Here is a 23,383-nt window from a genome sequence, read left to right on the forward strand (position 1 = left end):
TGGTGAGCCCGGCAGGATTCGAACCTGCGACCCGCTGATTAAAAGTCAGCTGCTCTACCGACTGAGCTACGGGCCCACTTGCAAAGTGGCGAGAAGCTACGCAGGGCATCCCGCTCCGTCAAGCCGCCTGGGCGCCGATTCCGGTATTTACTCCGAAGCGATGGCTACTCGCCGTCTTCGAGCCTTCCGAAGCGGTCCTGAAGGATGGTCGCCACCCGCGGGCTGACGAAGGAGCGGATGTCACCGCCGAGGCGCCCGATCTCCTTCACGAAACGCGAGGATATGAACTGCTGGCGCTCGGAGGCCATGAGGAAGATGGTCTCGATCTCGGCGTTGAGCCGCGTGTTCATCGCCGCCATCTGGAACTCGTACTCAAAGTCCGAGACAGCCCGCAGACCGCGCACGATGACATTGGCGTCCAGGTCCTCACAGAAATGCATCAGCAGATTGTCGAAAGAGCGGACCTCCAGAGTGGCGCCGTTGGCGGTCAGTTCCTCCAATTCGTCCTGCACCATCTGGACCCGTTCGCCCGTCGAGAACATCGGCGCCTTACCGGCGTTGCGCGCCACGGCGATGATTAGCCGATCGGCGATACGGGTGGCCCGCTTGATGATGTCCATGTGCCCCAGAGTGATGGGATCGAAGGTTCCGGGGTAAACCGCAACCAGTTCCTTGGCGGCCATCGGCCCTACTCCTCCTGCCCTGCATCAGGATCAGGGGTCTCCTCCCCCGCTTCTTCACCGGCAGTGTCGTCGCCCGGCGTCTCTTCGGGGTCCTCCGCAGCCTCCGGCAGATCCTCCGGCAGGTCCTCGGCGTCCTCGCTCTCGCCCATCCAGGCGACGGAGACCACGCGTTCCTTCTCGTCGATGCGGAACAGCGTCACGCCCCGGGTGGTGCGCCCGGCAATGCGGATCCCCTCGACCGGCATGCGGATCAGCTTGCCTGCGTCGGTCACCAGCATCAGCTGATCGTTCGCCTCCACCGGGAAGGCGGCGACCACCTTCGTGCGCTTCTTGCCCCGCGAGAGGTCGAGGTTGGCGATGCCCTGCCCGCCCCTCTTGGTGAGTCGGTATTCGTAGGCTGAGGTGCGCTTGCCGAAGCCATCCGCCGCAACGGAGAGAATGAACTGCTCGGCGGCTTCCAACTCCAGAATCTGCTCCTCGGAAAGATCGACCGCCGCCGTCTCCGGGGCCTCGCCCTCACCGTCTTCCAGGCCGAGGGCACGGCGCTTGGCGGAAGCATAGCGCAGGTAGGCGTCCCGCAGCTCCGTGTCGACCTCCTTATGGGTCAGGATCGACATGGAGATGACCTCGTCCTTGTCGGCCAGAGAGATACCGCGCACACCAACCGAGTTGCGGCCCGCGAAGACACGCACGTCGGTTACGGGGAAGCGGATCGCCTTGCCCATGGCGGTCGCCAGCAGGACGTCCTGCTGATCGCTGCAAAGCTGCACGGAGACCAGCGAGCCGCCGCCGGCCTCTTCCAGCTTCATGGCGATCTTGCCGTTCGCCTTGATGTTGGTGAAGTCCGAGAGGCTGTTGCGGCGCACCGTTCCCTTGGAGGTCGCGAACATCACGAACATGTCCTGCCAAAGCGCCTCGTCCTCGGGCAGCGGCAAACAGGTGGTGACGTACTCGCCCTGCTCCAGCGGCAAGAGGTTCACCAGCGCCTTGCCACGGGCCTGCGGCGTGCCCTGGGGCAGGCGCCAGACCTTCATGGTGTAGGCCATGCCGCGTGAGGTGAAGAAGAGCACCGGCGTGTGGGTCGAACAGACGAAGACCTGCGTCACGAAATCGTCGTCTCGCGTCGCCATGCCCGAGCGGCCCTTGCCGCCCCGGCGCTGCGCGCGATAGGTCGAGAGAGGCACGCGCTTGATATAGCCGCCGTGGGTGATGGTCATGACCATCTCCTGGCGCTGGATCAGCGATTCGTCGTCGTGCTCGAAGCCCGCCTCGTCGATCTCCGTGCGGCGCGGGTCCGCATAGCGTTCGCGCACCTCGAGCATCTCCTCGCGCAGCACCTCTTGCAGGCGCTCGCGGCTCTCCAGGATCGCCAGGAATTCCTTGATCTGGTCGATGAGGCTCTGGAGTTCCTCGGCGATCTTGTCACGCTCCAAGCCGGTGAGCTTCTGGAGGCGCAGCTCCAGGATCGCACGGGCCTGCGCTTCGGAGAGCTTGTAGTTCCCCGTCTCGTCCAGCACCCGCCCGGGCTCGTCGACCAGCGCGATCAGCGGAGCCACTTCCTCCGCCGGCCAGGAACGTTCCATCAACTGGGCGCGCGCGGAGTCCGGGTCGGACGCGCGGCGGATCAGCGCGATGATCTCGTCGATGTTCGCCACCGCGACCGCAAGACCCAGCTGGATATGCGCCTTTTCCCGGGCCTTGCGAAGGTCGTAGGCCGTGCGCCTGGTGATGACCTCCTCGCGGAATTCGATGAAGGCGGTGATCACGTCCTTCAGACCCATCAATTCGGGCCTGCCGCTGTTCAGGGCCAGCATGTTGACGCCAAAGGAGGTCTGAAGCTGCGTGAAGCGGTAGAGTTGGTTCAGGACCACGTCGCCCATGGCGTCGCGCTTCAGGTCCACCACCACGCGCATGCCCTGCCGGTCGCTCTCATCGCGCAGCTCGGAAACACCCTCGATGGTGCCCGCGCGCACGGCGTTGGCGATCTGCTCGATCATGCGGGCCTTGTTCACCTGATAGGGAATCTCGGTGATGATGATCGATTCACGGTCGCCGCCGCGCACCTCGATCTCCGCGCGCCCACGCACCACGACCGATCCACGGCCGCTGTGCATGGCGTCGCGGATGCCCTGGGTGCCAAGGATGATGCCGCCGGTCGGGAAGTCCGGCCCTTTGACGTACTCCATCAACTGCTCGACCGAGATCATCGGGTCGTCCAGGTAGGCACAACAGGCGTCGATCACCTCGCCCAGGTTGTGGGGCGGGATGTTGGTCGCCATGCCAACGGCGATACCGCCGGCGCCGTTGACCAGCAGATTGGGATAGCGAGCCGGAAGCACGCTGGGCTCGGTGGTGGATTCATCGTAGTTGGGGACGAAATCCACCGTCTCCTTGTCCATGTCCTCCAGCAAGGCTTCGCTGGCCAGGCGCTGGAGCCGCGCCTCGGTATAACGCATGGCCGCCGGCGGATCGCCGTCGATGGAGCCGAAGTTGCCCTGGCCGTCCACGAGCAGCGCGCGCATCGACCAGTGCTGCGCCATGCGCACCATGGCGTCGTAGATCGCGGAGTCGCCGTGCGGGTGATACTGGCCCATGACGTCGCCGACGATGCGCGCCGACTTGCGGTAGGCCCGGTTCCAGTCGTAACCGCCGTCCTTCATGCCATAGAGAATCCGGCGGTGAACCGGCTTCAAACCGTCACGCACATCCGGCAGCGCCCGGGCCACGATCACGCTCATGGCGTAGTCGAGGTAGGAGCGCTTCATCTCGTCTTCGATGGTGACCGGCAGGATGTCCGAATCGGTCGGCTTCGGGGTCTCTTCGCTCAACGGCTGAATTCCTGGAAAATTATTGTTATAATTCAGGTTTTTATCGCGCTTTTCTCACCTGCCGTGACGCAAAGGTCAAAACAACCCGGCGAGTCGCAAAAAATATAACAAATTTAAGCCTTTACCACAAGGAAACCGGCCATCTAAGCGGCGACCTCGCGGCGCATGTCGATATGAGGGATTCCGCCATCGTCGTAAGGGTCCGAACAGACCCTGAATCCCAGGCTCTCGTAGAAGCCCTGCTGGACCGCCTGTGCGCCCAGAAGAACCGGGCAAGCGCCCCAGTTCCCCAAGATATAGCCAAGCGCCTCGGTCATCATCTCGCGCCCGAGACCGCGCCCACGGGCGCTCGCGGAAACGACGACACGGCCGATGGTCGCTTCCGGGCGGATGCCGCCGGGTTCCTCGACCCGCAGGCTGCCGATGAGCCCGCCCTGCTCCAGGCAGAGGAGATGATGGGCCGCCTGATCGCGCCCGTCGATGTCCCGGTAGAGGGATTGCTGCTCCAGCACGAACACGTCGCTGCGCAATTGGAGCAAGCCGTAGAGCGTCTCCAGATCAAGCTCGTGAAACTGCCGCCAGGATAGCTGCACGGACCTAGAAGGGGATGTCGTCGTCCAGGTCCGGCGCGTTGCCGCTGGATCCCGTTCCGGAGCTGCTGCTTGAGCCGCCACTGCCGCCTGCGGAGGAAGAGCCATAGCCGCCGTCGTCCGAGTAACCGCCCCCGCCGCCTTCGCCGCCGCCACGGGTGTCCAGCATTGTGAGCTCACCCCGGAAGCGCTGAAGCACGACCTCGGTCGTGTAGTTGTCGCGCCCGTCCTGCCCCTGCCACTTACGGGTCTGAAGCTGGCCCTCGATGTAGACCTTCGAGCCCTTCTTCAGGAAACGCTCCGCCACGTCGATCAGGTTTTCGTTGAAGATGACGATGCGGTGCCACTCGGTGCGCTCCCGGCGCTCACCCGATTGGCGGTCGCGCCAGGTCTCACTGGTCGCCAAGGGGAAATTCGCTACCTTCGCGCCTGCATTTGTCGAACGGACTTCGGGATCGCGGCCGAGATTTCCGATCAAGATCACCTTGTTGACGCTACCTGCCATTCTGCCCGGCTCTCCCTATCTTTTCTTCGAGGTTCACTGCGCCCTCCGCGGCGCGATTCGCAGCCGTGACTTTAGACCGCCAGCCCCCACCCTGTCACCTACCGCCGCCGCCCTCAGAAAGACCGTTGGCGGCGGTGGCAAATCCGCCTGCCATGCCCCATATTGGAGGACGAGCAGATTTGGAAGCCTATCCTTGAAAAGAAGAGCCTTTTTGTGAGCGATCATAAGCTTAGCGCGCCTGTAATTGCCGTTCGCGGCGCCAGGGAACACAACCTTAAATCCGTCGCCGTCGATCTGCCGCGCGAGAAGCTGGTGGTGATCACGGGACTTTCGGGCTCGGGTAAGTCTTCGCTCGCCTTCGACACCATCTACGCCGAGGGACAGCGCCGCTATGTCGAATCGCTTTCGGCCTATGCGCGGCAGTTCCTGGAGTTGATGCAAAAGCCGGACGTGGACTCCATCGAAGGCTTGTCCCCGGCGATTTCCATTGAGCAGAAGACCACCTCGAAGAACCCGAGGTCCACGGTGGGGACCGTGACCGAGATCTACGATTACCTGCGCCTGCTCTATGCGCGGGTAGGCATTCCCTACTCCCCGGTTACCGGGCTGCCGATCGAGAGCCAAACGGTCAGCCAGATGGTCGACCGGGTGATGGAGTTCGAAGAGGGCACGCGGCTCTACCTGATGGCCCCCATCGTGCGCGGCCGCAAGGGCGAGTACCGCAAGGAGCTGCTGGACCTTCAGAAGCGCGGCTTCCAGCGGGTCAAGATCGACGGAGAGATCTTCCAGATCGAGGAGGCCCCGGCCCTCGACAAGAAGCGCAAGCACGACATCGAGGTGGTGGTCGACCGCCTGGTGGTGCGCGAGGGCCTTGAGAGCCGCCTCGCCGATTCCTTCGAGACCGCCCTCGGCCTCGCCGACGGGCTGGCCTTCACCGAGAATGCGGACAGTGGTGAGCGCGTTGCCTTCTCGGCCAAGTTCGCCTGTCCGGTTTCCGGCTTCACCATCGATGAGATTGAGCCGCGTCTCTTCTCCTTCAACAATCCCTTCGGCGCCTGCCCGGCCTGCGACGGCCTGGGCTCGACCCTCTACTTCGATCCGGACATGGTGATCCCGGAACCGCACCTCGCGCTGCGCGAAGGCACCGTGGCGCCCTGGGCCAGTTCCACCTCGCCCTACTACAAGCAAACGCTCGATAGCCTCGCGCGGCACTTCAAGGTCTCCACCACCACGCCCTGGAAAGAGCTTCCCGCGGAGGTGCGGCAGTCCATTCTCTACGGCACGGGCAGCGAGCCCGTGACGCTGCGTTACGACGACGGCCTGCGCACCTATGAGACCAACAAGCCCTTCGAGGGCATCATCCCGAACATGGAGCGCCGCTGGCGCGAGACGGACAGCGACTGGGTGCGCGACGAGCTCAACAAATATCAGGCCAACCGCCCCTGCGAGACCTGCAACGGTCACCGCCTGAAACCCGAGGCCCTGGCGGTGAAGGTCAACGGCCTGCACATCAGCGAGGTGGCGGAGTTCTCCATAGCCGCCGCCGCGCAGTGGTTCCGCGCGCTCCCGAAGAAGCTGACCGGCAAGCAGCAGGAGATCGCCGAGCGCATCTTGAAGGAAATCAACGAGCGCCTTTCCTTCCTGGAGGCCGTGGGCCTGGACTACCTGACGCTCAGCCGCGCCTCCGCCACCCTGTCAGGTGGGGAGAGCCAGCGTATCCGCCTCGCCTCCCAGATCGGATCGGGGCTGACGGGTGTCCTCTATGTGCTCGACGAGCCCTCCATCGGCCTGCACCAGCGCGATAACGCGCGACTTCTGGAGACGCTGAAGCGCCTGCGCGATCTCGGCAACACCGTGATCGTCGTGGAGCACGACGAGGACGCCATCCGCTCGGCCGACTATCTGGTCGACATGGGGCCCGGAGCGGGCGTCCATGGCGGTGAGGTCGTGGCCGAGGGCACACCGGACGAGGTCATGCGCATGACCGACCGCAGCTTGACCGCGCAGTACCTCACCGGGTTCAAGCAGATCGAGCTGCCCCGCGACCGCCGCAAGGGGCATCGCGGCCAGAAGATACGGATCAAGGGCGCGAGCGCCCATAACCTGCAGAACGTCGACGCGGAGCTGCCGCTGGGCACTTTCGCCTGCATCACCGGGGTTTCGGGCTCCGGCAAGTCCACGCTGATCATCGAAACGCTCTACAAGGCGCTGGCCCGCCGACTGAACGGCGCGCGTGAGTTGCCGGGCCGCCACGAGGGGATCGAGGGGCTGGAATACCTCGACAAGATCATCGACATCGATCAATCGCCGATCGGGCGCACGCCGCGCTCCAACCCCGCGACCTACACCGGGGCCTTCACCCCGATTCGCGAGTGGTTCTCCGGCCTGCCGGAGGCCCAGGCGCGCGGCTACAAGCCGGGCCGCTTCTCCTTCAACGTGAAGGGCGGGCGCTGCGAGGCCTGTCAGGGCGACGGCGTGATCAAGATCGAGATGCACTTCCTGCCCGACGTCTATGTCGAGTGCGACGTCTGCAAAGGCAAACGTTACGATAGGGAAACCCTAGAAATTAAATTCAAGAACAAGTCGATAGCCGACGTTCTTGATATGACGGTGGAGGAAGGCGTCACCTTCTTCAAGGCCGTTCCCTCGATCCGGACGAAGATGGAAACCCTGGAGCGGGTCGGCCTCGGGTACATCAAGATCGGGCAGTCGGCGACCACCCTATCCGGCGGCGAGGCGCAGCGTATCAAGCTGTCGCGCGAACTGGCCCGCCGCTCGACCGGCCGCACGCTCTACATTCTTGACGAGCCGACCACCGGACTGCACTTCGAGGATGTGCGCAAACTGCTGGAGGTGCTCCACGCGCTGGTGGCCCAGGGCAATAGCGTTCTTGTGATCGAACACAATCTGGAAGTCATCAAGACGGCTGACTACATACTCGACCTCGGGCCTGAGGGCGGCACCAAGGGTGGGCGTATCGTCGCGAGCGGCACGCCCGAGGAAGTTGCCGGAACCAAGGGCAGCTTTACCGGTGAGTATCTTGCCCCCTACCTGCGCAGCGGCAGCGGGAAGCGCAAGTCCGCCTGACGAAAGGGCCCCCACCCATGATCGAGCTTCAGGACAAGGGACTGCGCGCCAAGGCCATCGAGGTCAGCGAATGGCTGTTGCGCAACCGGGATACCTATGGGCGCCACACGCTTTTCATCGACGGCTATGCCCGAAAGCTGCGGGAAGTGGGCATCCCGCTGGACCGGCTCTCCTTGCACCTTCGGCAGCTGAACCCGCAGCTCCGCGCCAGGACCTTTGTCTGGAACAGGGACGCGGGCGGCACGGCCGAGACCGGCCGGCAGTATGGGATCGAGGTAACGGATGTCTATCTGCGCTCGCCCGTGCGGCCGATCTTCGAGGGCGGTCCCGCTATCGAGCGCCGCTTGACCGCGGCTCCCGACGAGGAAGACTTCCCGATCCTGAATGAACTGCGCGGGCAAGGCATTTCCCATTACCTCGTGCTGCCCCTGCCGATGTGGGTGCTGGGCCCCGCTGCGATTTCGATTGCGACCCGCAAGGAAGAAGGCTTTTCCGCTGACGAACTCGCGCTTATCGATAACACCAACGCCACCTTCGGGGCGGCGCTGGAATTGCAGGAGACGCGCCAGCTCGCCCGCACGCTTCTGGACACCTACGTGGGTCGGAACGCCGGCGAACGAATCCTCAACGGCGCGATCCACCGTGGAATCTCCGAGGAAATCCACGCGATCATCTTCTACTGCGACCTGCGGAACTTCACCCCGATCTCCGAGAGCCTGGAGCAGGGACAGGTGGTGGAACTGCTCAACCGCTACTTCGATGCCGTGGCGGAACCCGTGCAGCGGCATGGCGGCGAGATTCTGAAGTTCATCGGTGACGGCATGCTGGCGATCTATCCCTGCCCGGCAAACCATATCAAGGACTGCACGGCCGCCTCTTCGGCTCTCCTGGCCGCCATCGAAGCACAGCAGGCCATGGAGAAGCTGGCCGCGGACTATCCGGACCTCGAATTGGCCTGCGGCATAGCCCTGCACGTCGGCGACGTCCAGTTCGGAAACATCGGCGCACTCAACCGCTTGGATTTCACCGTGATCGGCCCCGCGGTCAATCTGGTGACGCGCATTGAGCCTCACAGCAAGGATACGCCTGAGCGCATCGTGGTTTCCCGAGAGTTTGCAGAGCGTCAAGGCGGGGATTACCAAAGCCTGGGGCAGCATCCCTTGAAGGGCATCCAGGACGCGCGCGAGATTCTCTATCCCTCGCTCTGATGCAAGAATTTTGCCAAAGGGGGCTTCCTTTGGTAGAGACGGTGCCCCTGATCCGGAGAGAACGAGGCAGTCATGACCAAGACAAAGGCGGTACATGTCGTGGGCGGTGGGCTTGCGGGCAGCGAGGCCGCTTGGCAGATCGCCCAGGCGGGCGTGCCGGTTCTGCTTCATGAGATGCGCCCTGTACGCAAGACCGACGCCCACCACACTGACGGCTTGGCTGAGCTGGTCTGCTCCAACTCCTTCCGGTCCGACGACTTCGAGAGCAACGCGGTCGGCCTGCTGCATGAGGAGATGCGCCGCTGCAACTCCCTGGTGATGGCCGCCGCCGACAAGGCGCAGGTGCCGGCGGGCGGAGCCCTGGCTGTCGACCGCGACCTCTTCTCGCAGGAGGTGACGCGGCACCTGGAAGAGCACCCGCTGGTCTCCATCGAACGAGGCGAGGTCGCAGGTCTGCCGCCCGCCGACTGGGACTCCGTGATCCTGGCGACCGGCCCCCTCACCTCGCCCGCGCTTGCCGAGGCGATCCGCGAGGCGACGGGCGAAGGCTATCTCTCTTTCTTCGACGCCATCGCGCCCATCGTCCACAAGGACTCCATCAACTTCGAGCGGGCCTGGTTCCAGTCGCGCTACGACAAGGTTGGGCCTGGCGGCACCGGCAAGGACTACATCAACTGTCCGATGGACCGTGAGCAGTATGAGGCCTTCATCCAGGCCCTGGTCGAAAGCGAAAAGACCGAGTTCAAGGAGTGGGAGAAGGACACCCCCTACTTCGAAGGCTGCCTGCCCATAGAGGTGATGGCCGAGCGCGGCGCGGACACCTTGCGGTTCGGTCCCATGAAGCCGGTTGGCCTGACCGATCCCCACACCGGCAAGCGCGCCCATGCCGTGGTGCAGCTGCGCCAGGACAACAAGCTGGGCACGCTCTATAACCTCGTCGGCTTCCAGACGAAAATGAAGTACGGCGAGCAGGCCCGCGTGTTCAGGATGATCCCCGGACTGGAAAACGCGGAGTTCGCGCGCCTCGGCGGGATTCACCGCAACACCTTCATCAACTCGCCCCGTCTGTTGGATGAAAGCTGCCGTCTCAAGGTCGATCCGCGCATCCGTTTCGCCGGACAGGTGACCGGGGTCGAAGGCTATGTGGAAAGTGCGGCCATCGGCCTTCTGACAGGTCGTTTCGCCGCGGCTGAACGCCGGGGTGAAGCGCCCTCCCGCCCGCCGGAGACCACGGCGCTGGGCGCGTTGCTGGCGCATATCACGGGCGGTGCGGAGGAAGAGTCCTTCCAGCCCATGAACGTCAACTTCGGCCTCTTTCCGCCGCTGGAGGACGCCAAGGGCGGACGGCGCGGCAAGGCGGAGCGGAAGAAAGGCTACAGCAGCCGCGCGCTCGCCGATCTGGATGGTTGGTTGAACCATCCCGCCCAAGCCGCCGAATGATCTGAGCTAAAAGCGCCCCAGGAGCCGTGCGCCGAGCAGCCGCCAGGGCCGTGCCGGCGGGGCCTCCTGCACTCTTGCATCAAAGGGATCGAAGCCCGCCGCGTGAAGTCTGCGCAGGTGCAACTCGGCCAGGGTCGCGGGCCAGAAGACCGGCAGGGCGTGCCGATCTATCCGGCGGCTGTCCCGGCGCGCCAGCATGAGGTGCCGGGCAGCGCGCTCGGCGATCGGGCGTACCACCGGCGACAGCGCGGAGGGGGCGAGACGCCCGTCCAGCAGTTCCTGAGGACTGACGTCCGCCGCCCTCATGCCTTTGAGCGGCAAGAGGATGCGCCGCTGGCGGGTGAGAAAGGCCGTGGCGCGCAGGATGCCCGTCAGCGCCAGGGCCAGACCGGCATGGCGCGCGGCCTTCAAGGCCGGACCCTCGCGCACTCCGGCTGCCTCCAGACCCAGCAGCATCACAGGGACCGAGGTCGCTTCCGCGTAGCGCTCGAGCGCGGCCAGCGATTCCGGCGGATCCGGGTCGAGGTCTCGCTCGCGCGCATCGATCAGGCCCTCGAAATGGCTTCGAGTCAGATTCCCGGTCGATATCGCCTCCTCAAGCGGCTGGATCACGGCATTGCGGCGCGGCGCGCCGCCATAGAGACCTTCAATGCTGTCGCGCCACCACTGCAGGCGTATCTGCCCGATCATGGGTTCGCTAACCGATTCCGCCGTGCGCGCGATCTCCAGATTGAAGGCGTAGATCGCCAGGAGGGAACGGCGCAACGGCTCCGCCGCCAGCAGCAGCGAGAGGTAGCGATCGTGGTCGAAGCGCCGGACTTCCGCCGCGCAGTAGTTGTAGTCTTCCGCGAGAGCCATGCCCCTAGCCTATCAGGGGGTGAGGCCCGACCAAGCCGTGAAAAGCTGAAACACTACTTTTTTCGGCCCTTGATGGTTTATATGAAACCGAGAACGCCTATCTATCGAGAGGTAAGACAATACGCAGGCCCCCGGTTACCGGGCCTGCAACGAACCTGGAACCGCAAACCTCAAAAAGGGGGAAACCATGGCTTTCGAGCTCCCGAACCTGCCCTACGCCAAGGATGCGCTGGAGCCGCACATCTCCGCTCAGACCTTCGACTTCCACCACGGAAAGCACCATAAGGCCTATGTCGACAAGACCAACGAGCTGATCGCGGGCAGCGAGCACGAGGGCAAGAGCCTCGAAGAATTGATCCAGGCGGCCGCCGACAGCGGCAACGCCGGTCTCTTCAACCAGTCGGCCCAGATCTGGAACCACACCTTCTTCTGGAACTCCATGAAGCCCGGCGGTGGCGGCGCACCGACCGGTGCGGTGGCCGACATGATCACGGAGGCCTTCGGCTCCTACGAAGAGTTCGCCAAGCAGTTCAAGGCCGCCGGCGCGGGCCGCTTCGGGTCCGGTTGGGTCTGGCTGGTCGCAGAGGGCGGCAAGGCCAAGATCGTCGCCACGCTGAATGCGGACACGCCGCTGACCCAGGCTGGCCAGACCCCGCTTCTGACCTGCGACGTCTGGGAACATGCCTACTACCTGGACTACCAGAACCGCCGTCCGGACTTCCTGCAGTCCTACCTGGACAACCTGGTCAACTGGGACTTCGCCAACGAAAACCTGGCGAACGCCTAAAACCTGTTCATTCTGGGTACTAAGAAGAGCGCCCGGGCCCGATGGCCCGGGCGTTTTTCATTGGGTCAAGCGCCCGGTATCAGCGCCGCCGCCACCAAGCGGCCCTCAGCGAGCAGCACGTTGTAGGTGCGGCAGGCCGGACCGGTGGCCATGGCGTCGGGAACCGGCCCCTTCTCCCGTAGAGCCTCGCGCAGCGGGCGCGGCAACAGGAAGCCGCTGCTGCCCAGGCCTATCTGAAGGATCTCGGGCGGCTCGCCAATTTCGAACAGCGGTGCGAAATGCTCCGCCTCCAGGGACCGGAGGTCTTCGGGGGGCGTCCAGGGAATGACCCGCGTCGGCAGCAGGAGGATCGCGCCCTCGTGCCACTCTCCGCTCACCTTGAAGCCGGTCTCGCGATAGCTATCGATAAGCTTGCGGTCCTCGGGGACGAGCGGTGTCAGGTCCATGGGGCCTCCCGGTCGTTGCAGACTCTACTAGGGCCGCGCCTCCGCGGTGGTCTCCTCCAGGCTGGAGCGGCGCACGCCGGTGTAGAGCAGCAGCGGCACAGCGATGCCGATGGAGGAATAGGTGCCGATCACCACGCCCCAGACCAGGGCCAGCGAGAAGCCGCGGATTACCTCACCGCCGAAGAGCGATAGCGCCAGCAGGGCGATCAGGGTCGTAAGACCGGTGATCATGGTGCGCGACAGCGTCTCGTTGATGGAGTTGTTCAGCACCTCGGTGAGGGGCGCCTTCTTGAAGCGGCGCAGGTTCTCCCGCACCCGGTCGGCGATCACGACGGTGTCGTTGATCGAATAGCCCGCGACCGTCAGGACCGCCGCCACGCTGGCGAGGTTGAACTCCAGGCCGGTCAGGGCGAAGAAGCCGATCGTGCCGATTACGTCGTGCAGCAGCGCGACCAGCGCACCCACCGCGAACTGCCACTCAAAGCGGAACCAGACGTATGCGGCGATGGCCGCCAGGGCCAGCACCGTCGCCAGAATCCCGGCTTCCTTCAGTTCCTCGCCGACCTTCGGACCGACGAACTCAACGCGGCGGTAGTCCGCCACCACATCGCCGATGGCACCCTTCACGGTTTCGATGGCCGCCAACTGCTCGGCTTCCTCGCCGGGCTGACGTTCGATGTTGATCAGCACGTCGGTGGGCTCGCCGAATTCCTGGAGCGTGACCTCGCCCAACCCAAGCCCGCCAACGCGGTCGCGCAGGTCGGAGAGGTCGGCCGGGCCTTCGGTGCGAACCTCCATGAGGATGCCGCCCCGGAAATCGACACCAAAGTTCAGTCCCTTCAGCGCAACGCCCAAAAGCGAGGCCGTCACGACGACGATGCCGATGGCGAAGAAGATCTTACGGCGCGGAATGGCGTTTAGGTTCGGCGCGATGGGCAGCTTCTTGATCAAAGCCATCTGGTTATCCTCCCCGCCCGGTCAGATCGCCAGCTGCGCGGGACGCTTCCGGCGCAGCCAGGTAACCACGATCAGGCGGGTGAACATGATCGAGGTGAACATGGAAGTAACGATGCCGATGGCCAGGGTGACGGCGAAGCCCTTGATCGGACCCGAACCGAAGTTGAACAGCAGCACCGAGGCGATCAGCGTGGTGAGGTTGGAGTCCAAGATCGTGGTCAGGGCGCGTTTGTAACCCTGCTCGATGGCGGGCACCGGCCCGCGCCCTCCCCTCACTTCCTCGCGGATGCGCTCAAAAATCAGAACGTTCGCATCGACCGCCATGCCGATGGTGAGCGCGATACCCGCGATCCCTGGAAGCGTCAGCGTCGCCTGGAGCCCGGACAGCGCGGCCATGATCAAGATGATGTTCGCCAGGAGCCCGACATTGGCGATCATACCCAAGAAGCCATAGGCGCCCGCCATGAAGACGACGACGAGCAGAAGCCCCACGAGGGACGCGATCTCGCCGGCGGCGATGGAGTCGGCGCCGAGACCCGGCCCCACGGTCCGCTCCTCGAGAATGGTCAGGGGCGCAGGCAGCGCACCGGCGCGCAGCAGCAGCGCCAGATCGTTGACCTCCTGAACCGTGAAGCGGCCTGAGATGACACCGCTGCCGCCGAGGATGGGTTCCCGGATCACCGGCGCGGATATCACCTGATTGTCGAGGACGATGGCGAAGAGCCGGCCGACGTTCTCGCGCGTTGCGTCGGCGAAGCGCTTTCCGCCCACGGAATCGAAGGTGAAGCTGACGACGGGCTGGTTCTGTTGAAAGGTCGGCTGCGCATCGGTCAACGTGTCGCCGCTGACCATGACCCGCTTTTGGACGACATAGGGCCGCGGATCGCCGCCCGGTACGTCCGGAGGACCGTAGAGCAGCTCCGACCCGGGCGGGATGGGATCGCGGCCCGGCACCACCTCGCTGTTGACGAAGCGGAAGGTCATCTTGGCCGTGCGGCCCAGGATTTCCTTGATGCGCTCGGGATTGTCGACGCCGGGAAGCTGAACCACGATGCGGTCGTCGCCCTGACGCTGGATGGAGGGTTCGCGGGTGCCGGTCTCGTCGATACGGCGGCGAACGATCTCAATGGACTGGCTGAGAACGCTGGCCTGACGCTCAAGCCGGCTTTCCTCGGTCATGGCGAAGGTGAAGGTGCCGTCCTCGACGGTCAGGTCGTAGCCCTCAGCAATGGGCGCCAGCAGCTCGCGGGCCTGATCGGCCTTGCTGCTATCGCGCAGACCGAAGACCACCTGGCCGTTCTGGATGCCCAGATTGGTGTAGTTGATCCGGTTCCCGCGCAGTTCCAGACGGATGGCGTCCACGAGGTTCTCGAGCTGCTCCTCAACCACGGCATCCATCTCGACTTCAAGCAGCAGGTAGGAACCGCCGCGCAAGTCCAAACCCAGGTTGATCTGCTTGTTGGGCAGCCAGTCCGGCAGACTGTCCAGGGTCTTCTGGGAAACGAAGTTCGGGGCGGTGAAGGCCACGCCCAGAAGGACGATCCCCAGGATCAAGATGCTTTGCCAACGCGGGATGTTAATCATGTCGCCTATCTTCTCAACCGGCCTTGGATACCAAAGGAACCGGGGCTCAAGCAGTTCCCCCGCTTCCGAGCCGCCCTTTGCCGCTCCAGCCGCTTATTTCTTGGTTTTTTCCTCACCCGGCGCGATCTCAACCTCCGCTTCGGAATCGCTGATGATCTTGGTCACCTCGCCGATGATGCCGCCGGAGGTCACAACGCGGTCGCCCCGCTTCACGGCCTCAACCATGTTGCGGTGCTCTTTCATCTTCTTCTGCTGCGGACGGATCAGGAAGAAGTAGAAAACGACGAAGATCAGGATAAGCGGCAGCAGGGATATGATATCGAATCCGCCGCCAGCGGGGGCCGCGCTCTGGGCGTAAGCCGTGGAAATCAGCATGGTCGACTCCTAGTAGGATAAACGCGCTGGAAAATCAGGCGCGGACTATAACTCTCCTCAGAGGAAATGCAACGCCCGGCCTGGATTTACAAGGGTAAGCGGCACGCCCCTCTCCCGCCGCCGCCAAGTTGACCGCCCTGGGGCGTGGAGCTAGTCTCCGCCGATTCTTTTCTCAGGGGAGCTTTTCAGACGGTCATGGCCCAAGACCAGGACGATCATATGACCCAGGTTCTGACGCGCATCGCCGACGCGCTGGAGCGTTTGGCCCCGCCACCACAGGCGGCCGCCGACTTGAATTCCGCCGACGCCTTTGTCTGGCATGCCGATGCCAACCGGCTGGAGCCGGTCGCCAAGGTGAACCGCGTCGACATCGACCTGCTTCAGGGCATCAAGCGGCAGCGCGAGACCTTGCGCGACAACACCCTGCGCTTTGCGAAGGGATTCCCGGCCAACAACGCCCTGCTCTGGGGTTCGCGCGGCATGGGCAAGTCGAGCCTGGTGAAGGCCGTCCACGCCGACGTCAACGAGGCCGCCGAGTCTGAGGGTATCGCCAAGCTGCTGCTGGTGGAGATCCACAGGGAAGACATTCCCAGCCTCCCCCGCCTGCTCTCCATGCTGCGCAGCCAGCCCCGCCGCGCGATTCTCTTCTGCGACGATCTCTCCTTCGATCAGGAGGATGCGACCTACAAGTCCTTGAAGGCCGTGCTGGAGGGTGGTGTCGAGGGACGCCCCACGAACGTCATCTTCTACGCGACCTCCAACCGCCGTCACCTGATGGCGCGGGACATGATCGACAACGAGCGCTCCACGGCGATCAACCCCTCAGAAGCCGTCGAGGAGAAGGTCTCCCTCTCCGACCGCTTCGGCCTCTGGCTCGGGTTCCACAACTGCGATCAGGACACCTTCTTCGCGATGATCGAGGGTTACGTCGAGCGCTACGGCCTGAAGATCGATGCTGAGACGCTGCGCAAGGAAGCCGTGGAATGGTCAGTCACGCGCGGCAGCCGCTCTGGCCGCGTCGCCTGGCAGTACATTCAGGACCTGGCCGGCCGCCTGGGGCAACCTCTGGACTAATCGCTGATAACGGCCGATTGCAGGGCTGGCAGGTGCTTCATGGGATCCACCGCGTCCGAGCCCTTGCGCAGCTCGAAGTGAAGCTGGGGCCGGTCCACGTTCCCGGTGGCGCCGACCAGGGCGATCTCCTGACCCTTGGTGACCGTCTGTCCCCGGCTGACCAGCAAACGCGCGTTGTGCGCATAGGCTGTCACCCAGCCGCCTGAATGTTTGACCAGCAGCAGGCGGCCAAAGCCCTTCAGTTCGGACCCGGCATAGACCACGACGCCGTTTTCCGCGGCCCGGACCGTCGCCCCCGCCGGCGCTTCGATATTGACCCCGTCGTTGAAGTACCCGCCGTCCTTCGCGCCGAAGCCGGAAAGGATGCGTCCCTGCAACGGCCAGGAGAAGCGACCGCTCGCCCCCGGTGGCGGCGGCAAGGGCGCGGGCTTTGGCTTGGCGGTGACCGCCGCCGTTTGGCTATCACCGCTCTGAAGCGGTTTCTCCTGTGGCAGCGGGGGCTGCGCGGCGGTCTCCGCCGTCTGACTTGGCTCAGCAGGCGCCGGGGCCGCCTGAGGCTGCGGTGCCCTCGCCAGGGGCGCCGGAGTGGAAGAGCTGCCGGGCGCTGGAATGGTCAGCTGCTGGCCGACCTGTATGTCATAGGGTGGCCCCAGACCGTTCGCCCGGGTCAACTCCGTCATGGACACATCGTAGCGCTTGGAAAGGCTGTAGACCGTGTCACCACGCTGAACCGTATGCACCTTGGCCCGCGGGATGGACAGGCTCTGGCCCGGAAGCAGCGTATAGGGCGGCCTCAGGCTGTTGGCGTCGATCAGGCTGCGCAGGGGTACGCCGTAACCACGGGAGATGCTGTAGAGCGATTCACCGCGCCGCACCACGTGGACCCCGCCTTGGGGCAGCAGCGGGCGCTGCGCCGTCTGGCTTCCGGTTGCGGCGCCCGGCTGGTAGGTGGAGCTTGAAGATCCATAGGTGACGGGGGCCGGACCCTCGCTCCGCGCGCAGGCAGACAGCAGCAGAAGAGCCGCACAGGCAGCTGCTAGTCCCTTGGCCGTCCGGGCGTTCGTCTCACCCCACCCCATGCCGGCAACACTCCATGTCCCCTTCGTCCGGCGGGCGACTCGCAATGCTGCGCCCACCTGTTCTTGATGCCAGAGAAGCCCCGCAGCGTCCAGGGCGATGCGATGAATCCGACTCAGCCGTTGGTTGCTTTGACGGCGCTTTTCGGCAGACCGTGGACCATGGGCACGAAGCGCACGGTGGTCAGGTGCTCCTCCTCGAAGCCCTGCGGCCCGCGTGTCAGGCGCACCACCTCCTGCTCCTTGCCCGGACGCGCGAGGGGAATGACCATGATGCCCCCCTCCCCCAACTGATCGACAAGCCCACCCGGGATGTCGGCGGCGGCGGCCGTCACGATGATCCGCTGGAAAGGCGCCTGCTCGGGCCATCCGGCGTAACCGTCGCCCACCTTGGCCGTGATGTTGGAGATGCGCAGCGCCTCGAACCGCTCTTCCGCGCTGCGCAACAGCTCCCTGTAGCGCTCGATGGTGTAGACACGGCGGAAAAGGCGCGAGAGCACGCTCGCCTGGTAGCCGGAGCCCGTGCCGACCTCCAGGATCTTCTGGCCCTTGTCTGGCATTACCGATTGGGTCATGAGGGCAACGACGCCCGGCTGGCTCAAGGTCTGCCCCTGCCCGATCGGCAGGGTGCGGTTCTCATAGGACTGGTCCTGGAACGGCTCCGGCACGAAAGCCTCGCGCGGGATGCGCTCTATGGCCGCCAAGACGCCGGTATCGGTGATGCCGCTGCGCCGCAGTTCCATGATCAAGCGTATCTTGCGGGCCTCGAGGGTCATCTAGAAGGCCTCGTTCAGCTTTTCCAGAAGCGGTGTGTAGGTCAGGTCCAGATGCAACGGCGTGGCCGTGATGTAGCCTTGGGTAATAGCGATCAGGTCGCTGTCCGCGGTCGAGCTCTTGTCGCTCTGATAGCTGCCGATCCAGACGTAGGGACGGCCGCCGGGATCGACCCCTTCGACGACGGAGGTCTGCTCGTCGCGCCGGCCTTGGGCGCAGACTTGAACGCCCTTCACAGCCTCGGGCAGCAGATCGGGAAAGTTGACGTTGATCAGGGTTTCTCGCGGTTGAGGGACCGCGGCCAGCTTCCTGATCACCTGGGCGCCATGTTCGAGGGGCGTTTGCCAGCGGTACTGATGGTCGCCTTCCCTCACCATGGAGAGAGCCACCGCCCGGTATCCGAGCAGCGCGCCTTCCATGGCGGCGGCGACCGTGCCTGAGTAGGTCACGTCCTCCCCAAGGTTTCCGCCCTGGTTGATGCCCGAGAGGATCAGGTCCGGTTTGCGCTGCCCCTTCAGGATGGACCGGGTCGCCACCAGCACGCAGTCCGTCGGCGTACCATCGATGGAATAGCGCTTTTCAGCCAGTTCCCGGACGCGCAGAGGGCGACGCATGGTCAAGGAATGGCTGGTCGCGGACTGTTCGATCTCCGGCGCCACCACCCAGACATCGTCACTGAGGGTACGCGCGATCTTCTCCAGGACGGCGAGGCCGCCGGCATGGATGCCATCATCGTTTGTGACAAGGATCCGCGCCTTGGTGAGATCGGCCAGCGGCTCAAGCATCGAGTGAAATGCGCTCCAACCCGCCCATGTAGGCCTTCAGAACCTCGGGCACGCGGATCGAACCGTCTTCCTCCTGATAGTTCTCCATCACTGCGATCAGGGCCCGCCCGACCGCGACGCCGGAACCGTTGAGGCTATGTAGGAAGCGGGGCGCCCCGCCGCCCTTGGGGCGGTAACGCGCGTTCATTCGCCGGGCCTGAAAATCCCCGCAGTTGGAACAGCTCGAAATCTCCCGGTAGGCCTGCTGGCCCGGCAGCCAGACTTCGATGTCGTAGGTCTTCTGCGCGCCGAACCCCATGTCACCGGTTGAAAGCACCACGGTGCGATAGGGCAGCTCCAGGAGTTGCAGAACCTTCTCCGCGCAGGCCGTCATGCGCTCGTGCTCTTCCGCGGACTGCTCCGGCAGCGTGATCGAGACCAACTCCACCTTGTCGAACTGGTGCTGACGCAGCATGCCCCGGGTGTCCTTGCCGGCGGCCCCCGCCTCGGACCGGAAACAGGGCGTCCAGGCCGTGACCCGCCAGGGGAACTCGCCCTCCTCCAGCAACTGGCCCGCGGGCAGGCTGGTCAGCGGCACCTCCGCGGTGGGGATCAGCCAGCGGTCGTCGGTGGTGCGGAACAGGTCCTCGCCGAACTTGGGCAGCTGCCCCGTGCCATAGAGCGTCTCGCCTCGAACCAGATAGGGCGGAATGACCTCTAGGTAGCCATGCTCTTCGGTATGGAGGTTGATCATGAACTGGGCCAGCGCCCGGTGCAGGCGCGCGATGGGTCCGCGCATGATGGTGAAGCGCGATCCGGCGATCCGCCCGGCCGTCTCGAAGTCCAAACCGCCTAGCGCCTCGCCCAGCTCGAAATGCTGCTTTGCCTCAAACGGGAACTGCGCGGGCTCGCCCCAGGCGCGGATCTCGACGTTCGCGGCCTCGTCCTCCCCGACCGGCACGTCATCCGCCGGGACATTCGGAATGCCGGCCAGAATCTCCTCCAGCGCCTCGCCTGCCTTGGCCTCTTCGCTTTCCAGCTCGCCCAGACGCCCCTTCAGGTGGGCGACTTCGGCGATCTCGGCCTCCGCATCCTCGCCCGCCCGCTTCTTCTCGCCGATGCGCTTGGAGGCTTCGTTGCGCTTCGCCTGCAGCTCCTGCAGCTCGGTGATGGCCTCGCGCCGAGTCTTGTCGAGCGCCAGGATTTGCGCGCTCAGGGGCTCCGCGCCCCGTTTCGCCAGAGCGGCGTCGAGCGCGTCCGGGTTCTCACGAATCCACTTCAGGTCCAGCATCTCGTCCCGTTTCTTGCTGCTTGTTTTGGCGCGCGGGACCCTGCCCGCGGCGGCGGTTGGCGTACTTCGGTGGTTATAGGGGAGCCGGTCGCGTCGCGTCCAGAGCCGCGATCAGGGTCCGCCGGTCTCGTCGTCCAGCTCCTCGTCCATCTCTTCCGCGCGCTCCTCACGCTTCCGCTCGACGAGCTTGGCCATGTAGATGGACACCTCGTAGAGCAGGATGATCGGAACGGCCAGGGAGATCTGGCTCAAAGGATCGGGCGGCGTGAAGATCGCGGCGACGATGAAGACGCCGACGATGGCGTACTTGCGCTTGGCGGCCATGCCGGCCGAAGTCGCAAGGCCGACGCGCGCCAGAAGGGTCATGATCACAGGAAGCTGGAAGCAGAGCCCGAAGGCGAAGATCAGCTTCATCACCAGCGAGAGGTATTCGTTGACCTTGGGTTCGAACTGGATCGGCAGGGAGCCCTCGCCGCCCGGCGTCTCGAAGCCCAGGAAGAAGCTCCAGGCCATCGGCATGATGAGGTAATAGACCAGCGCCCCGCCGATGAAGAAGAGGATGGGGCTGGCGATCAGGAAAGGCGCGAAGGCCGAACGCTCGTGTTTGTAGAGCCCCGGGGCCATGAAGAACCAGATCTGCGACAGGAAGATCGGACAGGAGATGAAGGCCGCAGCGAAGAAGGCCACCTTGATCTGGGTGAAGAAGACCTCCGTCAAGTCGGTCGCGATCATGCGCCGGCTCTGATCCTGGGACGCCCCCATCTCTAGCAAAATATCGGCCAGGGGCTGGTTCAGGAAATCGTAGATCGGCTGAGCGAAGAAGAACGCCACGATGAAGGCGCCGAACAGCGCCAAAACGCTGTAGAGCATGCGCTGGCGCAACTCGATCAGGTGATCGAGCAGCGGCATCTTGCTCATTTCCACGGAGTTATCGCTCATCGCCTCTCAGACCCTCTTCAAGCGCTTTTCTGCGAGGCGCTGGCCGTCTCGGCCTTGCTCTCTTTCGCCGGTTCGGCGGTCTTCTTCGCGCTCTCCGCTCCGCCGGAAGCAGCCTTCGCGTCGCCCGTCTTCGCGTCGCCCGGCGAAGCTTCGACCTTCGACTCGGCCGCTTCTGCCTTCTTCTCTTCCTTGGGCTTTTCGGAGAGCCTGCCGGGGTTCTTGGCGTCGGTGGTCAGGCGGCGGCCCTCGTCTTCCAGGTCCTTCGCCTCCTTCTCGACGTCGCCGGTCGGGTCGATGGTGTCCTTCAGCGCCTTTGACGGATCCTTGAGTGATTTAGTGGACTCGACCGCCTTGCGGGCTTCGTCCAGTTCGCTTTCACGGATCATGTCATCGAGGTTGGATTGGAAATCGCGGGCCATCAGACGGATCTTGCGCACCCAGTGGCCCACCGTGCGCATGGCGCCGGGCAGGTCCTTGGGCCCGATCACCACCAGGGCGACCAAGGCGACGACCGCCATTTCGGTCCAACCAAGATCAAACATGCCTGTCTAGCACCAGAAAAAGTGGCTCTCTCGAAAAGTGAGAGCCGGATGGGAGACAAAGGGCGACGGGCTCAGATACTCGCGCCGCCGCCCTGCGTTCAGGAAGCCTTCAAAGCCAGCGGCTTAACCGTTGGCGGCCTTCTTTTCTTCGGTCTCCTCGCTCGAAGACGAAGCCGCCGTGGTCGTGGCGGACTCTTCGCCCTCAATGGCCTTGGGCGGCGAATCGTCCTCGGCTTCGGCCTTCTTCTTGTCTTCTTCCTTGAGGCCCTTCTTGAAGGCATTGATGCCCGAGCCGACGTCCTTCATCAGCTTGGGAATCTTGCCGCCGCCGCCAAAAAGCAGAAGCACGACCGCCAGAACGATCAACCAGTGCCAGATGCTAAAACTACCCATTTGGGCTTCTCCCTAGAATTTCCCTGCCCGCTGGAGCAGTGCTCGTGGCGGACTATCGCAAAATACGGCCTGCACGGCAATGCCACGCGAACTTCATCCACTATCTAGCAGTGCCTACAGGGAAAACAAAGGCCTGACTGCGGTCGAGCTGCACTTTCAGGCGCTCGCCCTCGGACGGCAGGAAACGGCCTGGAACCCGGGCGTGGAGATGCAGGCGCGCACCCTCCTCCGAAGCGCCGGTCGAAAGGTGAATTAGGCTGCTGCGGCCCAGGAGCCGGGCCGCCTCGACCTCCACGAGCCCGGCGCCGTCACCGGCGTCCCCCTGCCCGGCCATCAACTGGAGCGCCTCGGGACGGATCAGGACCTCGACCTCCGCGCCCTCATCGAAGCCCTTGGCCTCCAAATCTCCGAGCGGGGTTGCGACGCTGCCGCCAGACACCTGACCGACCAAGCGGTTCGTGTCGCCGAGAAAGGAGGCGACAAAGGCGTTCTCGGGCGCGAAGTAGAGCTCCGCAGGTGTGCCGACCTGCATCAGCTTGCCGTCCTTCATGACGGCGATCCGGTCGGCCATGAACATCGCCTCTTCAGGGTCGTGCGTGACCAGAAGCGTCGCGGCGCCAACTTCCTTCAAGACGTGGAGCGCTTCGTCGCGCACCTGACCGCGCAAACGGGAATCAAGGCCGGAGAAGGGTTCGTCCAGAAGCATCACCGGCGGACGAGGCGCCAGCGCGCGGGCCAGAGCCACCCGCTGCTGCTGCCCTCCTGAGAGCTGATGGGGATAGCTGCGCGCCTGCCCGGCCATGCCCACCAGCTTCAAGGCGTGCTGGACCCGCTCCCTGCGTTCGGCGGAGGAAAAGCGGGTCAACCCGAAGCCAACGTTCGCTTCCACCGTCAGATGGGGGAAGAGCGCGTAGTCCTGAAACACCAGGCCCACGTTCCGGTCCTCCGGCGCCATGTCGCGCCTGCCGTCGGCAACGACCTTGCCGCCCAGGCGGACCTCACCCTCCTGCAAGGTCTCCAGTCCCGCGGCCACACGCAGCGCGGTGGTCTTGCCGCAGCCCGAGGGGCCCAGTAGGCAGACGACCTCCCCCGCTTCGACGGCGATCGAAAGATCGTCGACGGCATGGATGTCGCCATACCAGTGGTGGACCGACTTGAGTGCGAGGACTTCCATGGACCTTC

The 23,383-nt window shown here is 64.4% G+C and carries 22 protein-coding genes and 1 tRNA gene; 5 read left to right on the forward strand and 18 right to left on the reverse strand.

Going from position 1 to position 23,383, the window contains the following annotated elements; all coding sequences use genetic code 11:
- The 5 genes from P8X75_11320 to ssb form a co-directional block, all read right to left on the reverse strand.
- Nucleotides 1-76 (reverse strand) — tRNA-Lys (locus tag P8X75_11320).
- 88 nt (nt 77-164) lie between these two features.
- Nucleotides 165-683 carry a pantetheine-phosphate adenylyltransferase gene (coaD, locus tag P8X75_11325; GenBank protein MEJ1995778.1) on the reverse strand — a complete coding sequence of 173 codons (519 nt, stop codon included), beginning with the start codon at nt 681-683 and terminating at the stop codon, nt 165-167.
- 5 nt (nt 684-688) lie between these two features.
- Nucleotides 689-3,511, reverse strand: a complete 2,823-nt coding sequence (gene gyrA / locus P8X75_11330; protein MEJ1995779.1) for a DNA gyrase subunit A — start codon at nt 3,509-3,511, stop codon at nt 689-691.
- Nucleotides 3,512-3,654: 143 nt separating this feature from the next.
- On the reverse strand, nt 3,655-4,104 hold the full coding sequence (locus P8X75_11335) for a GNAT family N-acetyltransferase (GenBank protein MEJ1995780.1): 450 nt from the start codon (nt 4,102-4,104) through the stop codon (nt 3,655-3,657).
- Nucleotides 4,105-4,108: 4 nt separating this feature from the next.
- Nucleotides 4,109-4,606 (reverse strand): single-stranded DNA-binding protein, encoded by a 498-nt coding sequence (gene ssb, locus P8X75_11340; GenBank protein MEJ1995781.1) that lies wholly within the window; start codon nt 4,604-4,606, stop codon nt 4,109-4,111.
- Between the two features lie 213 nt (nt 4,607-4,819).
- Here ssb and uvrA point away from each other — a divergent pair, with 213 nt between their 5' ends.
- The 3 genes from uvrA to trmFO all read left to right on the forward strand — a co-directional run bounded on the left by uvrA (nt 4,820) and on the right by trmFO (nt 10,341).
- Nucleotides 4,820-7,693 carry an excinuclease ABC subunit UvrA gene (uvrA, locus tag P8X75_11345; GenBank protein ID MEJ1995782.1) on the forward strand — a complete coding sequence of 958 codons (2,874 nt, stop codon included), beginning with the start codon at nt 4,820-4,822 and terminating at the stop codon, nt 7,691-7,693.
- Between the two features lie 17 nt (nt 7,694-7,710).
- Nucleotides 7,711-8,901 carry an adenylate/guanylate cyclase domain-containing protein gene (locus tag P8X75_11350; GenBank protein MEJ1995783.1) on the forward strand — a complete coding sequence of 397 codons (1,191 nt, stop codon included), beginning with the start codon at nt 7,711-7,713 and terminating at the stop codon, nt 8,899-8,901.
- A gap of 72 nt (nt 8,902-8,973) precedes the next feature.
- On the forward strand, nt 8,974-10,341 hold the full coding sequence (gene trmFO / locus P8X75_11355) for a methylenetetrahydrofolate--tRNA-(uracil(54)-C(5))-methyltransferase (FADH(2)-oxidizing) TrmFO (GenBank protein MEJ1995784.1): 1,368 nt from the start codon (nt 8,974-8,976) through the stop codon (nt 10,339-10,341).
- A gap of 6 nt (nt 10,342-10,347) precedes the next feature.
- On the opposite strand, the gene P8X75_11360 is transcribed toward trmFO, so the two are convergent.
- Complete coding sequence (locus P8X75_11360) at nt 10,348-11,199, reverse strand: phytoene/squalene synthase family protein (GenBank protein ID MEJ1995785.1); 852 nt, start codon at nt 11,197-11,199, stop codon at nt 10,348-10,350.
- Nucleotides 11,200-11,386: 187 nt separating this feature from the next.
- Here P8X75_11360 and P8X75_11365 point away from each other — a divergent pair, with 187 nt between their 5' ends.
- Complete coding sequence (locus P8X75_11365) at nt 11,387-11,986, forward strand: superoxide dismutase (GenBank protein ID MEJ1995786.1); 600 nt, start codon at nt 11,387-11,389, stop codon at nt 11,984-11,986.
- A 65-nt stretch (nt 11,987-12,051) separates the two neighbouring features.
- Here the strand turns inward: P8X75_11365 and P8X75_11370 are convergent, their stop codons facing one another.
- The 4 genes from P8X75_11370 to yajC all read right to left on the reverse strand — a co-directional run bounded on the left by P8X75_11370 (nt 12,052) and on the right by yajC (nt 15,348).
- Entirely contained in the window at nt 12,052-12,432 is a 381-nt protein-coding gene (locus tag P8X75_11370) for an Mth938-like domain-containing protein (protein ID MEJ1995787.1), read from the reverse strand.
- Nucleotides 12,433-12,459: 27 nt separating this feature from the next.
- Nucleotides 12,460-13,389 carry a protein translocase subunit SecF gene (gene secF, locus P8X75_11375; protein ID MEJ1995788.1) on the reverse strand — a complete coding sequence of 310 codons (930 nt, stop codon included), beginning with the start codon at nt 13,387-13,389 and terminating at the stop codon, nt 12,460-12,462.
- Nucleotides 13,390-13,410: 21 nt separating this feature from the next.
- Complete coding sequence (secD, locus tag P8X75_11380) at nt 13,411-14,973, reverse strand: protein translocase subunit SecD (GenBank protein MEJ1995789.1); 1,563 nt, start codon at nt 14,971-14,973, stop codon at nt 13,411-13,413.
- A 93-nt stretch (nt 14,974-15,066) separates the two neighbouring features.
- A complete protein-coding gene (gene yajC, locus P8X75_11385; GenBank protein MEJ1995790.1) occupies nt 15,067-15,348 on the reverse strand; it encodes a preprotein translocase subunit YajC in 282 nt (93 codons plus the stop codon).
- A 195-nt stretch (nt 15,349-15,543) separates the two neighbouring features.
- On the opposite strand from yajC, the gene P8X75_11390 reads away from it, so the two are divergent.
- Nucleotides 15,544-16,422, forward strand: coding sequence for an ATP-binding protein (locus P8X75_11390; GenBank protein MEJ1995791.1), 879 nt, complete (start codon nt 15,544-15,546; stop codon nt 16,420-16,422).
- Here P8X75_11390 and P8X75_11395 read toward each other — a convergent pair.
- The 8 genes from P8X75_11395 to P8X75_11430 form a co-directional block, all read right to left on the reverse strand.
- Complete coding sequence (locus P8X75_11395) at nt 16,419-17,501, reverse strand: LysM peptidoglycan-binding domain-containing M23 family metallopeptidase (protein MEJ1995792.1); 1,083 nt, start codon at nt 17,499-17,501, stop codon at nt 16,419-16,421. The genes P8X75_11390 and P8X75_11395 overlap by 4 nt on opposite strands.
- Nucleotides 17,502-17,614: 113 nt before the next feature.
- The gene (locus tag P8X75_11400; GenBank protein MEJ1995793.1) at nt 17,615-18,274 is read right to left on the reverse strand and encodes a protein-L-isoaspartate(D-aspartate) O-methyltransferase; all 660 of its coding nucleotides are present in this window, start codon (nt 18,272-18,274) and stop codon (nt 17,615-17,617) included.
- Complete coding sequence (surE, locus tag P8X75_11405) at nt 18,275-19,057, reverse strand: 5'/3'-nucleotidase SurE (GenBank protein ID MEJ1995794.1); 783 nt, start codon at nt 19,055-19,057, stop codon at nt 18,275-18,277. It abuts the gene before it with no gap.
- Nucleotides 19,050-20,327, reverse strand: a complete 1,278-nt coding sequence (gene serS / locus P8X75_11410) for a serine--tRNA ligase (GenBank protein MEJ1995795.1) — start codon at nt 20,325-20,327, stop codon at nt 19,050-19,052. Before serS ends, surE begins: the two co-directional genes overlap by 8 nt.
- Nucleotides 20,328-20,438: 111 nt before the next feature.
- On the reverse strand, nt 20,439-21,266 hold the full coding sequence (gene tatC / locus P8X75_11415) for a twin-arginine translocase subunit TatC (protein MEJ1995796.1): 828 nt from the start codon (nt 21,264-21,266) through the stop codon (nt 20,439-20,441).
- A gap of 17 nt (nt 21,267-21,283) precedes the next feature.
- Complete coding sequence (gene tatB, locus P8X75_11420) at nt 21,284-21,808, reverse strand: Sec-independent protein translocase protein TatB (GenBank protein MEJ1995797.1); 525 nt, start codon at nt 21,806-21,808, stop codon at nt 21,284-21,286.
- Between the two features lie 123 nt (nt 21,809-21,931).
- The gene (locus P8X75_11425) at nt 21,932-22,201 is read right to left on the reverse strand and encodes a twin-arginine translocase TatA/TatE family subunit (protein MEJ1995798.1); all 270 of its coding nucleotides are present in this window, start codon (nt 22,199-22,201) and stop codon (nt 21,932-21,934) included.
- A gap of 100 nt (nt 22,202-22,301) precedes the next feature.
- Nucleotides 22,302-23,375 carry an ABC transporter ATP-binding protein gene (locus P8X75_11430; protein MEJ1995799.1) on the reverse strand — a complete coding sequence of 358 codons (1,074 nt, stop codon included), beginning with the start codon at nt 23,373-23,375 and terminating at the stop codon, nt 22,302-22,304.
- Nucleotides 23,376-23,383: the final 8 nt, after the last annotated feature.

The sequence above is a fragment of the Limibacillus sp. genome, from assembly GCA_037379885.1.
In the GTDB taxonomy this organism is placed as follows: Bacteria; Pseudomonadota; Alphaproteobacteria; order Kiloniellales; family CECT-8803; genus JARRJC01.